This window comes from Streptomyces sp. NPDC048637, assembly GCF_040650675.1.
Taxonomy (GTDB): domain Bacteria; phylum Actinomycetota; class Actinomycetes; order Streptomycetales; family Streptomycetaceae; genus Streptomyces.
This window is the reverse complement of sequence record NZ_JBEZHQ010000005.1, coordinates 187,515-201,703: the sequence shown is the minus strand read 5'-3', so window position 1 is coordinate 201,703 and position 14,189 is coordinate 187,515. Positions and strand designations below refer to the sequence as shown.

Annotated in this window: 9 protein-coding genes and 1 pseudogene; 4 read left to right on the top strand and 6 right to left on the bottom strand. The window is 70.7% G+C overall.

The window, feature by feature from the left end; genetic code table 11:
* Nucleotide 1: 1 nt before the first annotated feature.
* Nucleotides 2–475 carry a DUF456 domain-containing protein gene (locus tag AB0C46_RS10165; RefSeq protein ID WP_362827232.1) on the bottom strand — a complete coding sequence of 158 codons (474 nt, stop codon included), beginning with the start codon at nucleotides 473–475 and terminating at the stop codon, nucleotides 2–4.
* Between the two features lie 409 nt (nucleotides 476–884).
* Between AB0C46_RS10165 and AB0C46_RS10160 the strand changes: the two genes are divergently transcribed.
* Together AB0C46_RS10160 and AB0C46_RS10155 are read left to right on the top strand one after the other, a co-directional pair.
* Complete coding sequence (locus AB0C46_RS10160; protein ID WP_362827230.1) at nucleotides 885–2,168, top strand: protein phosphatase 2C domain-containing protein; 1,284 nt, start codon at nucleotides 885–887, stop codon at nucleotides 2,166–2,168.
* A 136-nt stretch (nucleotides 2,169–2,304) separates the two neighbouring features.
* Nucleotides 2,305–4,047 (top strand): pyruvate dehydrogenase, encoded by a 1,743-nt coding sequence (locus AB0C46_RS10155; protein ID WP_362827229.1) that lies wholly within the window; start codon nucleotides 2,305–2,307, stop codon nucleotides 4,045–4,047.
* Nucleotides 4,048–4,144: 97 nt separating this feature from the next.
* Here the strand turns inward: AB0C46_RS10155 and AB0C46_RS10150 are convergent, their stop codons facing one another.
* Nucleotides 4,145–5,272 (bottom strand): M20 family metallopeptidase, encoded by a 1,128-nt coding sequence (locus AB0C46_RS10150; protein WP_362827227.1) that lies wholly within the window; start codon nucleotides 5,270–5,272, stop codon nucleotides 4,145–4,147.
* A gap of 294 nt (nucleotides 5,273–5,566) precedes the next feature.
* Between AB0C46_RS10150 and AB0C46_RS10145 the strand changes: the two are divergent.
* A pseudogene (locus tag AB0C46_RS10145) lies at nucleotides 5,567–5,800 on the top strand (chaplin); the annotation flags it as partial.
* Nucleotides 5,801–6,210: 410 nt separating this feature from the next.
* Here AB0C46_RS10145 and AB0C46_RS10140 read toward each other — a convergent pair.
* Entirely contained in the window at nucleotides 6,211–9,348 is a 3,138-nt protein-coding gene (locus AB0C46_RS10140) for a glycoside hydrolase family 38 C-terminal domain-containing protein (protein WP_362827226.1), read from the bottom strand.
* Nucleotides 9,349–9,739: 391 nt separating this feature from the next.
* On the opposite strand from AB0C46_RS10140, the gene AB0C46_RS10135 reads away from it, so the two are divergent.
* On the top strand, nucleotides 9,740–10,117 hold the full coding sequence (locus AB0C46_RS10135) for an ATP-binding protein (protein WP_362827445.1): 378 nt from the start codon (nucleotides 9,740–9,742) through the stop codon (nucleotides 10,115–10,117).
* A gap of 40 nt (nucleotides 10,118–10,157) precedes the next feature.
* Here the strand turns inward: AB0C46_RS10135 and AB0C46_RS10130 are convergent, their stop codons facing one another.
* The 3 genes from AB0C46_RS10130 to AB0C46_RS10120 form a co-directional block, all read right to left on the bottom strand.
* Nucleotides 10,158–11,249 carry a DUF2637 domain-containing protein gene (locus AB0C46_RS10130; protein WP_362827224.1) on the bottom strand — a complete coding sequence of 364 codons (1,092 nt, stop codon included), beginning with the start codon at nucleotides 11,247–11,249 and terminating at the stop codon, nucleotides 10,158–10,160.
* A 387-nt stretch (nucleotides 11,250–11,636) separates the two neighbouring features.
* The gene (locus AB0C46_RS10125) at nucleotides 11,637–12,677 is read right to left on the bottom strand and encodes an ABC transporter permease (RefSeq protein ID WP_362827223.1); all 1,041 of its coding nucleotides are present in this window, start codon (nucleotides 12,675–12,677) and stop codon (nucleotides 11,637–11,639) included.
* On the bottom strand, nucleotides 12,674–14,161 hold the full coding sequence (locus AB0C46_RS10120) for a sugar ABC transporter ATP-binding protein (protein ID WP_362827222.1): 1,488 nt from the start codon (nucleotides 14,159–14,161) through the stop codon (nucleotides 12,674–12,676). Before AB0C46_RS10120 ends, AB0C46_RS10125 begins: the two co-directional genes overlap by 4 nt.
* Between the last annotated feature and the right edge of the window lie 28 nt (nucleotides 14,162–14,189).

Below are 14,189 nucleotides of genomic sequence, written 5' to 3'. Positions count from 1 at the left end.
CTCAGCCCGCCACCACGGCCCCGGTCCAGGCGCCGACCACCAGCAGACAGGCGAACAGCTCGACCAGCACGCTCAGACCGATGGCGCGCAGGGCCGTACGGGTCGAGGCCCAGGCATCGCCGTGGCTGCCGAGCCGGATCCGCTCCAGCAGATAGAGACCGCCGACCGAGCCCAGCAGACCCCCGATCACCGGGATCACGAAGAACCCCACGATGCCGGCCACCCCCGCCAGGAACAGTGCCCGGTACGGCGCGCCCGCGGCCCGCAGACTGCGGACCGGCAGCAGCCACTTCAGCACCTGATTGAGCAGCAGCACGGCGGTGGCGGCCATGAGCACCACCCAGGCGAGCGCGGACTTCTCCGACAGCGTCCACCACATCACGCCCGCCCAGACGATCAGCGGCCCCGGAATACCGGGCACCAGCACCCCGAGCAGCATCACCAGACCGGCCGCGACCAGCTGCCACACACTCATGCGCCGGCCACACTTCGCCCGGCCCGCCTGCCCTCGACCCGCGCGCGCCTCTCCGTCGTCCGCTCGCCGCACTCACTCACACGCCGGCCTCACTCCCGGCGGGCGCACGCCCCGTGACGGCTCGTACGCTGCACACTCTCATGGGGCCAGGGTGCCGGAAGCGGCCCGGAAGCGCTTGCCGGCGGGCAGCCGGAGCGCGGGGCCCCGGAGCGCGCGACGGCCGTACCGGTCCCGCCGGGGCCGAACCGGCCACTGCCCACGGCGATTCGGTCAGAAGGTCCATGGCCCGCCCCGATGACATGCGCTGATCACCGACTCCGCCGGACGGTCACTCTTGGGAGGCCGAACGCCCGGTGGACGCTCTTTCGCGCCCTGTTGAGGGCGCGGCCGCGCGGGGACAATACGGCGCATGAACCAGCAGGGGGCCGGGTGCGGCCAGGAGGACGACTGGTGGCGGCAGTTGTACGGCGAGGGAGGGGGAGGGGACACCCCGGGACGCGCCGCGGTGCGCGATGCCGGGCCGTCCGACACCCCGGACACCCTCGACGACCGGGTCGCCTCGGCGCTCCGGGCGGTGGCCGCGCCGCGGCGGGCAGCGCAGCGGCGGGCGGCGCCGGCACCGCAGCCGCCCCCGGCCCGCCCCGCGGCATCCCAGCCGGCGCCGATCCCGCTCCAGGCCACCGGGCCGGGCCCACGCCCGTCGTCCCCCGCCCGGCCGGCCACCCCGTCCGCGCCCCAGGCACCTCGTGACACCCCCGCACCGGCCCCCACCGGGAGCACGGGCGACCGGCCGCCGCAGTCCGAACCCGAGCTGGGCACCCTGCCCGCCGCGGACCCGGCCGCCCTCGACGAACTGGTCCCGGACACCGCGCTGGACGGCGCCCGGTACGGCTCGCTGACCCTGCTCGCCGCCTCCCGGCGCGGCGACCTCGCCCGCCACCGCGGTGACGTACGCCGCGACGCGCTGCTCACCGCCCGCTTCGGGGCCGGCCGGCACGCCCTGATCCTGGTCGCCGTCGCCACCGGCCGGCCGGCCGCCGAGGGCGGCCATCGCGCCGCCCATGACGCCTGCGCCTGGATCGGCGGCGCGGTCGGCCGCAGCTATACCCGACTGGCGGAGGACATCCGTACGGACCACCGCAGCGCCCTCAAATCCGGGCTGCAGCGGCTCACCGACCGCAGCTACGGCAGGCTGCGCGGCCGGGCACGGGAGCTGGACGTCGCACCGGAGCGGTACACGGCCGCGCTGCGCTGTCTGCTGCTGCCCGCCGACCCGGACTGCCGTACCCGGGTGTTCTTCGGCATCGGCGCGGGCGGCCTCTTCCGGCTCCGCGACGGTGCCTGGGAGGACCTGGAGCCCCCGCTGCCGGAACAGGCCGCGAAGGAGGGGCCGGACGGCACCGGCGGACGGCTCCGTTCCGCCTCCGGCCGGTCGCCGGCCGACGGCCCCGACGGCCCCGACGGGCCTGAGCCGTTCCTCTTCCGGACGGCCTTCGCCCGTCCGGGGGACACCCTGCTGCTGTGCAGCGCCGGCCTCGCCGAGCCGCTGCAGCAGGAGCCCGCGTTCGCCGCCTGGCTGGCCGGACAGTGGTCCGCCGAGCCGCCGGGCATGGTGTCCTTCCTCGCCGCCGCCCAACTGCGGGTCGCGGGCCATCCGAAGGACCGTACGGCCGTCGGGGTGTGGGAGTCGTAGCGGCGGGCGGACGCGGTCCCGGAGCGCGGACCGGAGGAGTGGTGCAGCGGAGGCGGGCCGGGGCACCCCATGGGTTCATGGTGCCAGGCCCCACTGCGTCAGGCAGTCACCCACCCGTCGAAGGAGCGGCAGCGACATGGCGAAGCAGACCGTGGCCGAGCAGTTCGTGGACATCCTCGTGCGGGCGGGGGTGCGACGGCTCTACGGCGTCGTCGGCGACAGCCTGAACCCGGTGGTGGACGCCATCCGCCGGAACTCCGCAATCGACTGGATCCAGGTCCGGCACGAGGAGGCCGCCGCCTTCGCCGCGGGGGCGGAAGCGCAGCTCACCGGCACCCTCGCGGCCTGCGCCGGCTCCTGCGGCCCCGGCAATCTGCACCTCATCAACGGCCTGTTCGACGCCCACCGCTCCATGGCCCCGGTCCTCGCCCTGGCCTCCCACATCCCGTCCAGCGAGATCGGTACCACCTTCTTCCAGGAGACCCACCCCGACCGGCTGTTCACCGAGTGCAGCCACTACAGCGAGCTGATCTCCAACACCCGGCAGATGCCGAGGGTGCTGCAGACCGCGATCCAGCACGCCATCGGACAGAGCGGCGTCGCGGTCGTCGCCCTCCCCGGCGATATCGCCGGGGAACCGGCCCCCGAGCGCGCCATCGAACACGCCCTGGTCACCGCGCGCCCGTCCGTCCGCCCCGGCGACGCCGAGATCGACGCCCTGGCCAGGATGATCGACGAGGCCGACAAGGTCACGCTGTTCTGCGGCAGCGGCACGGCGGGCGCGCACGCCGAGGTGATGGAGTTCGCCGAGCGGGTGAAGTCCCCGGTCGGACATGCGCTGCGCGGCAAGGAATGGATTCAGTACAACAATCCCTATGACGTGGGCATGAGCGGGCTGCTCGGCTACGGCGCGGCCTACGAGGCCACCCATGAATGCGATCTGCTGATCCTGCTCGGCACGGACTTCCCGTACAACGCGTTCCTGCCCGATGACGTCAAGATCGTCCAGGTCGATGTCCGGCCCGAACACCTGGGCCGCCGCACCACGCTCGACCTGGCCGTCTGGGGCGATGTCCGCGAGACGCTGCGCGGTCTGATCCCCAAGGTCACGCCGAAGCCGGACCGCAGGTTCCTCGACCGGATGCTGAAGAAGCACGCCGACGCGCTGGAAGGCGTGGTCAAGGCCTACACCCGCAAGGTCGAGAAGCACACCCCCATCCACCCGGAGTACGTCGCCTCCGTCCTGGACGAGGAGGCCGCCGACGACGCCGTCTTCACGGTCGACACCGGCATGTGCAACGTCTGGGCCGCCCGCTACCTCACCCCCAACGGCCGCCGCCGGGTGATCGGTTCGTTCAGCCACGGCTCGATGGCCAATGCCCTGCCGCAGGCGATCGGCGCCCAGTTCACCGACCGCGGACGCCAGGTCGTCTCCATGTCGGGCGACGGCGGGTTCTCGATGCTGATGGGCGACTTCCTCACCCTGGTCCAGTACGACCTGCCGGTGAAGGTGGTGCTGTTCAACAACTCCTCGCTGGGCATGGTGGAACTGGAGATGCTGGTATCCGGTCTGCCGGCCTACGGCACCACCAACCAGAACCCGGACTTCGCGGCCATCGCCCGCGCGGCCGGGGCACACGGCGTCCGGGTGGAGAAGCCCAAGCAGCTACGCGGCGCCCTGCGTGACGCCTTCCGCCACAAGGGCCCGGCACTGGTCGACATCGTCACCGACCCCAACGCCCTGTCCATCCCGCCCAAGATCAGCGCCGATATGGTGTCCGGCTTCGCGCTGTCCGCCGGCAAAATGGTCCTGGACGGCGGAGTCGGCCGCATGCTGCAGATGGCCCGCTCCAACTTGCGGAACATTCCCCGGCCTTAGGGAATGCCCCGGCCAGGAGAACGGGCGAGTCGGGCGGCGGCACGCACCCCGTGTCCGGCAGATGAGCTGAGCGCGGAGCACCGGCGCGCGTGATCGCTCACAGGCCGTGCGTGATCCCGTTCTCCTCCGCGTGCTGAATGGCGTGCACCAGTCCGGCAATCAGGTTCGCCCGCTCGGCCATGGACTCGATCACCAGGTACTCATGGTCGGCGTGGGCACCGCCCCCGACCGCTCCCAGGCCGTCGAGTGTGGGCACCCCCAGCGCGGCCGTGAAGTTCCCGTCGCTGCCGCCGCCGACCGCCCTGGCTTCGAGGCCGGGAAGCAGCTGCTGCGCGACCGCGAAGAGCCCGGCCGACGCCGACTCGGGCATCGGGGGCCGGCCGATGGCTCCCTGAACCGTGATCTCCGCCTCGTCGAGATGCGGAGCAAGTGCCGCAAAGGCGGATTCGATGCGTTCCTTCTCGTCGGCCGACTCGACCCGGACGTCGACGGTGACGGTCGCCGCTGCGGGAACGACATTGTCCAGCGTTCCCGCGGACGCGACGGTCGGCGTGACGGTCGTGCCGATATCGGGGCGGCCGAGCGCTGCGATGTCCAGCACCTGGTGAGCTGCTTCGATCAGGGCATTGACCCCGGCCGCGGGTTCCAGCCCGGCGTGCGACGCCCGGCCCGCGACGGTGACTTCGAACGTGCCGCAGCCCTTACGGCCGGTCTTCACGCCTCCGCCATCGGCAGCGCCCTCACACACCAGTACCGCGCCGCAGGCAAGGGCGCGCTCTTCGATGAGCGCACGAGAGGAACGGGAGCCGACCTCTTCGTCAGCGGTCACCAGGATCTCGACGCCCGACCGGTCGGCGAGCGACGCCAGGCCATGAATGGCCTGTACCAGTCCGCCGAGCATGTCAAAGACCCCGGGGCCGGTTGCCTGCCCGTCTTCGACCATGAACGGGCGGCGTTCAAGAGTGCCGAGCGGAAACACCGTGTCATGGTGACCGAGGATCAGCACCTGGGGATCGCCACCGGCCGACCAGTGGACGTGCGGCCCGGCTTCGCTCTCCACGAGGGTGGCCTGCCCGCCGAGGCGCCGCTCGATGACAGCGGCGACAGCTTCGGCCGACGCTCTCAGGGCGTGGAGATCACGCGAGGGAGACTCGACTTCGACGAGTGTCCTGAGGTCCTCGATCATCGCGTCAACACTCACGTCGACGGTCCGCTGCATCGTCACGCGGCAAGGGTACTTGGTGCGCCGTGACGGAACGGAGTTACCTGACCCGGCCGTTCTTTGCCCTGGGCCCTGGGCCAAGGGCCACGGGCCCAGGCGCCACGAGGCCGTGACCGACGCGCTGCCGCCGGGGCACCCGACCCCGCCGACGCCCCTTACCTACCCCTGCGATCTCTAAACCACATTTATCCCCGGTAAGAGTGAAATGTTAGCAAATTCTCTCAGTGTTGGGCCGCACGCGCCGAAGGGAAGTACAGGAAGCGGCAGTGAGCCGCTTGGAGCGATCGGGAGATTGTTATGTCACGGATCACGCGGGTGACTGCTCTGGCCGCGCTTGCGGCAAGTACTGCCCTGGGTGGCATGTCGGCAGCGTTCGCAGACAGTGGCGCGGCCGGCGGCGCGGCCAATTCGCCGGGAGTGGTGTCGGGCAACGCGATTCAGGTCCCGATCCACATTCCGGTCAATGTGTGCGGCAACACCATCAATATCGTGGGGCTGCTGAACCCGGCCTTCGGTAACACCTGCATCAACGGCGGCATTGAGCGCCGGGTGGTGCACCGTCACCACGTCGTCAAGCACCACCACCACCACGTCAAGCACGTCAAGCACGCCAAGAAGAAGCACCACGTCAAGAAGCACCACGCCAAGAAGCACCACCACAAGCCGGCCGGCGGTGTGCACACCGGCGGCGGCGGCCTGGTCGGCGCCGACAGCTAGGTCGCTCGCTTGGATCGTCTGATCGTTGCGAGCGTGCGTTCACCGCGCTCAGGGCCCGGCCGACGCCGATGAGGGCCTGAAACCGGGCGGTTTCGGTGAACTCCACGATCACGCGCGCTCGCCGGCACTCGGCCGGGGCCCCACCACGGGGTCCCGGCCGATGAGCTGTCAGGCCACTGTCTCCGCCTCTGATCCGCCCGGCGGTCCCGGCGCGACGCCCTGGCTCACACCGCAGGAGGCTGCTGCGGCCGGAGCCGGAGGGTCAGGATCTGGAACGGGCGCAGCGCGACCGTCACATCGGATGTCGGGCCTCCCTCCTCCTCGTGCAGCGGGCGTTCCAACAAGTCGGTCACCGTGGCGCGTTCGACGGGGAAGCCGGGGGAGAGGGTGCCGGTCGCACGGCCGCCCTGGGACTCGTACAGGCGCACCACCACATCGCCGCTGCGGTCCTCGGCGAGCTTGACCGACTCGACGGTGACGGCGGGGTGGTCGACGCGGATCAGCGGGGGCACGGGCGGTGCGGTGGCCGGCCGGAGGGGCAGGTTGAGGGCCAGGCCCTCGGCGACCGCGTCGCCGACGCCGGCGCCCGGCAGCAGTGCGTACGTGAAGCGGTGGGTGCCCTGGTCGGTCTCCGGGTCGGGGCTGTGGGGGGCGCGCAGCAGTGTCAGCCGCACCGTCGTGCCCAGGCCCTCGGGGTGCGGGGCGCGGGTCACCTCATGGCCGTAGGTCGAGTCGTTGAGCAGCGCGATGCCGTAGCCCGGCTCGGCGACCCGCAGCCAGCGGTGCGCACAGATCTCGAAACGGGCCGCGTCCCAGCTGGTGTTGGTGTGCGTGGGGCGGTGCACATGTCCGAACTGCACCTCGGAGGTGGACCGTTCGGCGTGCACATCCAGGGGGAAGGCGGCCTTGAGGACCTTCTCCGACTCGTGCCAGTCGATGGCGGTGGTGATGTCGAGACGGTGTGCACCGGCGCGCAGGGTCAGGTCCTGGGTGATCCGGGACGCGCCGAACGCCCTGGTCACCCGTACCGTCGCGGCCAGCGGCCCGGCCGCGGCCAGCTCCACGGACTCGGCCTCGGTCAGATCGGTGTGCCGGTGGCGGTAGTGCCGGTCGAGATCCCAGGCGTCGTACTGGGTGGGGTGATCGGGGTGCAGTTGCAGCAGATTGCCGCGGCTGCCCGGTGCCAAAACCTCCCGGCCGGCGTGCAGATCGCGTACGGAGGTCAGCAGACCGTCGGCGTCGAGGTGCACCCGCAGCAGTCCGTTGTCGAGCGTGACGGTGCCCTCGGCGCCGGTGTCCGCCCGTACGGGCGGGGGCGGTGGCGTGGGGGAGTCCGGACCGGGCGGGCGGACGGGTGCCGAACCCAGCGCGGGGACATGGACCGCGACGGCGGCCGGCCCGCCCGGCTCCGGGCCCGCCGCCGGCAGCTCGACGATCTCGTCCCGGGGGTACGGCGAGGCGTTGAACACCGTCGGCTCCCCGGCCGCCGCGGCCCCGCCGGTCTCTGCCAGCGCCCCGAGCGCCGTCTCGATGATCCCGGTCAGCTCGGCCTCGACCGCCGCGTAGGTGGCGCGGGCCTCGCGATGGACCCAGGCGATGGACGAGCCCGGCAGGATGTCGTGGAACTGGTGCAGCAGTACGGTCTTCCAGAGGCGGTCGAGGGCGTCGTACGGGTAGGCGTACGAGGCGTCGGCGCCCGCCCGTACCGCCGCCGTCGCCGCCCACAACTCCGCCTCACGCAGCAGGTGTTCACTGCGCCGGTTGCCCTGTTTGGTCTTCGCCTGCGAGGTGTACGTACCGCGGTGGAACTCCAGGTACAGCTCGCCCGACCAGACCGGCGCCGCCGCCCCGTACTCCTCGTGGGCGGACTCGAAGAACCGGGCCGGCGGTTCGATCTCGACCCGTGGTGAGCCCTCCAGGGACCGCAGCCGGCGGGCCCGTTCCAGCATCTCGCGGGTCGGGCCGCCTCCGCCGTCACCCCAGCCGAAGGGGACCAGGGAGCGGGTGGCGCGGCCCTTGTCGGCGAAGTTGCGTTCGGCGTGGGCGAGTTCGCGGGCGTGGAAACGGGAGTTGTAGGTGTCGACGGGCGGGAAGTGGGTGAAGACGCGGGTGCCGTCGATGCCCTCCCACCAGAAGGTGTGGTGCGGCATCTTGTCGGTCTGGTTCCACGACAGCTTCTGGGTCAGAAACCACTTCGCACCCGCCAGCCGGGCCAGCTGCGGGAAGGCGGCCGTGTAGCCGAACGAGTCCGGCAGCCAGATCTCCTCGGTCTCCACCCCCAGCTCCTCCAGGAAGAAGCGTTTGCCGTGCACGATCTGCCGGGCCAGCGCCTCACCACCGGGCATGTTGGCGTCGGACTCCACCCACATCGAACCGACCGGAGCCCAATTTCCCTCCCGTACGGCCTCCTTGATGCGCTCCCAGAGGTGCGGCTGGTGCTCCTTGACCCAGGCGTACTGCTGCGCCTGGGAGCAGGCGAACACCAACTCCGGGTATTCCTTGGCCAGTTGCATGACATTTGCGAAGGTACGGGAGGCCTTGCGCACGGTCTCCCGCAGCGGCCACAGCCAGGCGGAGTCGATATGCGCATGCCCGGTGGCCGAGACCCGATGGGCGCTCGCGGTGGCCGGGCGGCTCAGTACGTCCGCCAGCGCGGCCCGCCCCGCGCCCGCCGTGCCGCCGACGTCGTGCAGATCCAGCGCGTCCAGCATGTCCTCCAGGGCCCGCAGGATCTCGTGCCGGCGCGGGCCGTCGGCGGGCAGTTCGTACATCAGCTCCGACAGCACCTCGATGTCGAGGATCAGCTGCCAGACGGTTTCGTCGAGCACCGCGAGGTCCGCCGAGGTGAAGCGGTACAGCGGCCGGCCGGGCGCGGTTTGTACATCGCCGAGATCGGTGGGACGGAAGTCCCGCAGCACCGCCGGGTTCGCGGCGGCCTCCAGCAGCAGCCGCACCTCCTCACCGCCGCTGACCGGCGCGCCGACGGGGACGTGCCGATTGCGCGGATGGATGCCCTTGAGCGGCACCCCTTCGGCATCGTGGACCAGCCCCTCGGCCTGGAACCCGGGACCGTCGCCGCTGAAACCGGGGTCGATGACGGCCTCCACCCGCCGCCCCGCCCACTCCCGCGGCACCTCACCCGCCAGCCGGAACCAGCTGGTGGACCATGGCGGCCCCCAGGGCTCGCCGACCGCGAACGGCTCGTACGTGGCCTGCAGCGCCTCGCTCACCGGCACCGGTTCTCCGGGGGCATGCCAGACGGAGAGCCGCAGCGGCACCCGCGCCGCGTACTGCGCGGGCCTGATGAACTGCCTCAGCGCCCGCTCCAGGCGCCCCTCCACCAGTAGTCGGTCGTCGTGCACAGCGGCTCCTCACGCTCGTACTCCCCACACCCGGGGGCGCGGGCGGGCTGCCCCGGCGGCTACCCGGACACGAGGAGTGCTTCCTCGTGTCCGGGTACCGGCCGGGGTTCCGCGACAGGCTCGGGTCAGGCATACCCACTGGGGCCCCACCGGGCCCACCCGGCGCGCGGGCGGCGGACCGGCGACCTGGCGGGCGGAAGCGCCAGGCGGAAGCATGGCGGCAGATCCGATGGGCATGCTGACCGTGAGGCTGTTCGAGGCAGAGCGCCGAAGTTCGTTGGGGGCGGGGGAGAGAATGCGTCAGCCTGTGCGGCGCGAGGAACGGGACAGAAGACAGGAAACGGCCGACGGGGGCCGGAACGGGGGGACCACCGCGCGAGCGCCAAGAGTGCTGGAGCGGAAGGTGCGGCATGCGGATCTGAAGGCCGTCGGTGAGGTGCGCAGGGAGCTGCGCCAGCTGCTGAGCCGCTGGACGGTGCCGGGGGATGGCGAGCTCGCGGAGGTTGCGACGCTGCTCATCAGCGAGCTGGTCACCAATGCCCTGGTGCACGCCGAGGGCGGCGCCGTCGTCACGGCCAGGGTCAGCGACCGGCTGCGGGTGGAGGTCAGGGACTTTGTACCCGGACGGCCCGAGCCGCGCGCACCGACCACCGACGGGACGTCCGGCAGAGGGCTGATGCTGGTGCGTTCCTTAGCCGACGCATGGGGGATACGCACCGAGAGCCTCGGGAAGAGCGTGTGGTTCGAGCTGGGCGGCGGACCGGCCTGACCCATGGGAGGGGGCGTCGGTCGGCGCGGTCCGCCACCGGTCAGCCGAATTGCCGTTCGATCTCGGCGAGTTTCTCCTCGAGGGAGTCCAGGCGGGGAATCGTCTGGGTGTCGTCCTCGGCGGTGAGATCCACGGTCCGCGGGGCCCCGGCCGGGGCCCCGGCGCCCTCGGGCTCAGCCCCGGCCACGGCCTTGAGGGCCGGGCGCGAGCGCACCGGCAGCTCTCCGGTGAGCAGCGGCGGGGCGCCGCCGGCTATGGCGGGGTCGGGGCCGGCCACCTCCGCGGGCGCGGCCGCCGCCTGGGTCACCGCCAGTTGCCGGCCGCCACCCCGGCCGATGCCCCAGGTGCGGTGCTGCCGGTTGATGGCCTTGATGCGGGCCCGGTCGAGCTTGCCCTGCTCGCGCCGGCGGTGACGGTTCTGCTCCTTCTCACGCCGGTCCTCGCGGACCTCCTCGACCGCCTCGTCCAGCGTCCGTACGCCTTCCAGCAGCATCAGCGACCAGGCCGCGAAGGTCTCGCGGGGAGCGCGCAGCCAGCGGACGATCCGGATCTGCGGCAGCGGCCGCGGCACCAGGCCCTGCTCGCGCAGCGCCGCCCGGCGGGTCTGCTTGAGCGCCCGGTCGAAGAGGACCGCGGCCGACAGCGACATCCCGGCGAAGAACTGCGGTGCGCCCGCATGGTCCAGGCCGCGCGGCGCGTGCACCCAGTTGAACCAGGCCGCGGCGCCCGCGAACGTCCACACCAGCAACCGGGAGCCGAGCGCCGCATCGCCGTGGCTGGCCTCCCGTACGGCAAGCACGGAGCAGAACATCGCCGCACCGTCGAGCCCGAAAGGCACCAGATACTCCCAGCCCCCGGAGAGGTTGAGGTTCTGTACGCCGAAGCCGACCAGTCCGTGGAAGGACAGCGCGGCGGCGACCGCCGCACAGCAGAACAGCAGCAGATAGGAGGCCGAGGCGAAAACGGCTTCCTTACGGCGGCGGCGCTCCTCGCTGCGCTCCCAGGAGTCCCCACCGGCGGACCGTGCGGCCGCGCGCTTCCCGCGCACCACCAGCGCCGCGGCCGCGAGCACGCCGACGAGCAGCAGGGCGCCGGGAACCAGCCAGTCCAGCGATATGTCGGTCGTTCTCATTCTGGGATCCCTTTGCCTCGGGTACGCGATTTCGCGCGACATCCTGACGGAACCGGCACCGGTCCCAGGGGGTTTCGTGGCAAGAGAACGCCAAGGGGTGCGATGAAGCCACCTGATTTCGAACTGTCGTGCGCTCGTGGGTGGTTGAGTTCGATGGAGATCACCCTGGCGGCCGCCTGAGGGTGGCGTCCAGGTTCTCGTGCAGCGAGGTGAAGCCGATCCCGAGCTCGCTCAACAGGACCGCATGCCGGCCGGAGAGCAACCGGTGGTGAACTCCGCCTCGTCCTGGTTCATCCCCATGCCTGCGTCGTCGATGACACTGCAGGCCCCGGACTCGGCTTGGTGGTGAGTGAGTTTTCAAGCCGGACTCCGAGGGGCCTTCGCCAGTTAGGCGGGTAGTCCGACAGCGCGTTCACCGTTGCGTCGTTGCTGGATCACCACTGCGACCACGAGCAGAGCTCCTTGGGCGACGTTCTGCCAGAACGCGTTGATGCCTTGGACCGTCAGGCCGTTTTCGAGGGCACCGAGCAGGGCGACCGCCAGTATGATCCCGCCAATGCCGCCCTTGCCGCCCTTGAGCACGCAGCCGCCGAGGGCGGCGGCGGTGATCGCCTTGAGTTCGAGGCCTTCACTGCCCGAGACTGGCTGGCCGGAGCCGGTGCGAGCGGTCAAGAGGATGCCTGCGACGGCGGAGACGGCGCCGATGAGGATGTACACACAGACCAGGTACTTGTTGATGTTGATGCCGGCCAGCCGGGCGGCTGTGTCATTGCCGCCGATCGCGTAGACGTTGCGGCCGATGTCGGTGTACTTCAGAAGCACATGCACACCCAGCGCCACCAGGATCAGGATCCACACCATCACCGGCAGTCCGGCGACCTTACCGCGGCCCAGGAAGATAAAGATGCTGTCGTTGAGTACGTAGCCCTGGGCGCGGCCGTCGGAAATCAGCTGGGCGATGCCTTTGTACGCTGCGAGCCCTGCCAGGGTGGCGATGACCGGGTTCACCCGCCCGTAGACAATGATCAAGCCGTTGAGCAGCCCCGCGAAGGCGCCGATGCCGATGGCCGCGCCCATGCCGAGGAGCGCATTGGAGCCCGTCGAGGTGAAGGCCATTGCGCTGACCACGGAGGCGAGGCCGGCCTGCGAGCCGACCGAGACGTCCAAGCCGCCGCAGATGATGACCACCGTCTGGACCACTGTCAAGAGGCCCATGATCGTGATGGCCTCGCCGATCCCCTGGATGTTGTTCCATCCGAGATAGTTGTCGTTGAGCGAGCCGAACAGCACCAGCACTACTGCCAAGGCGCCGATGAGGCTGACATTCTGGCCACCGACCGAGCGGAGAAGGGAAGAGGCCCATCGGGCAGCTGACGAGGAGGTGTCCTCCTCCGCCGGGGCGCTGGGGCCAGTCGTGATCGTGCTCATCGGTTGTCTCCAGGGGTGGCGGTGGTGGCAAGGTCGTCGGCCATGGCGAGGGAGAGGATGGCTTCTTCGGATGCTTCCTCGGGGCTGAGTTCGCCCGTGATCCGGCCGTTTTGCATGACGACGATCCGGTCGGCGAGACCGAGGAGTTCGGGAAGTTCGGAGGAGATGACGAGGAGGGCGATACCTTCCTCCGCCAAGCCGGCGATGATCTGGTAGATCTCGGCCTTGGCGCCGACGTCGATGCCGCGGGTGGGCTCGTCGAGGATGAGGAGCTTCGGTTTGCGGGCAAGCCAGCGGGCGAGGACGACCTTCTGCTGGTTTCCGCCGGAGAGCTTGCGTGCCTCCTGCTCGATCGAGGGGGTGCGTACGCGCAGTCGCCGGGTGAACTCCTGGGCGAGGGAACGCTCCGCTCCTCGCCGCACGAAGCGCAGCCTGCGCAGCCGTTCCAATACCACCAGCGAGGTGTTGTCGCGGATCGAGCGGTGCAGGAACAGCGCCTGGGCTTTACGCTCTTCGGGGGCGAGCCCGACACCGGCCTTGATCGCCTCGCGGGGGCGGCCGGGGCGCAGCCGCTTCCCTTCCAGAAGGACTCTGCCGCTGTGGATGGGCAGGTCGCCTGCCAGCGCAAGGGCCAGTTCGGAGCGTCCCGCGCCGATGAGCCCAGCCAGGCCGACCACCTCGCCGGCGCAGATCCGCAGGTTGATGTCGCGAACGGCGTCTGTGGTGACCTGGCATACGTCGAGGACGACTCGATCGGTGACGTGGTGCCCTGGGCGTCCTTGCCGAACAAACATGGCGGACAAGTCGCGGCCGACCATCATCCGCACCAGGTCATTTTCGGTGGCCTGATGGGCGTCCAGCACACCGGCCAGTTCACCATCGCGCAAGACGGCTACCTGGTCGGCGAGTTGGAAGATCTCCCGCATCCGGTGGGATACGTAGACGACGGCGATGCCCTGGTCGCGAAGCCGGTTGATGAGCGCGAACAACGCCTCAACTTCATGTTCGGACAGCGAGGAGGTCGGCTCGTCAAAGGCAATCACCTTGGCATCTCCGCTCAAGGAGCGCATGATCTCTACCAACTGCCGCTGGGCAGCAGTCAGTTGTGACCCCAGCAGATCCGGGTCCAGTGCCCGGCCGAAGCCCAGTCGCGCCAGGTCGGCCGTCATGCGACGACGCAGCTCGGCACGGTCGAGGCGGCGGCCTGCCCTGCGTGGCAGGGACCCGGCGTAAACGTTCTCGGCCACCGAGACGTGCGGGATGATCTCGGGCTCTTGCGGGATGATCCGGATTCCGGCTGCGCGGGCATCGGCTGGGGAGTCGAGGGCAAGGGGGACGCCGTCGAGCAGGATCCGGCCACGGGTGGGCTGGTGATCACCGGTCAGGATTTTCAGGAGGGTGGACTTGCCGGCTCCGTTTTCGCCCATCAGGGCGGTCACCTTGCCGGCTGGGAAGTCCAAGGTGACCCCGCCCAGCGCCTGCACGGCACCGAAGCGCTTGGTGATCCCCTGG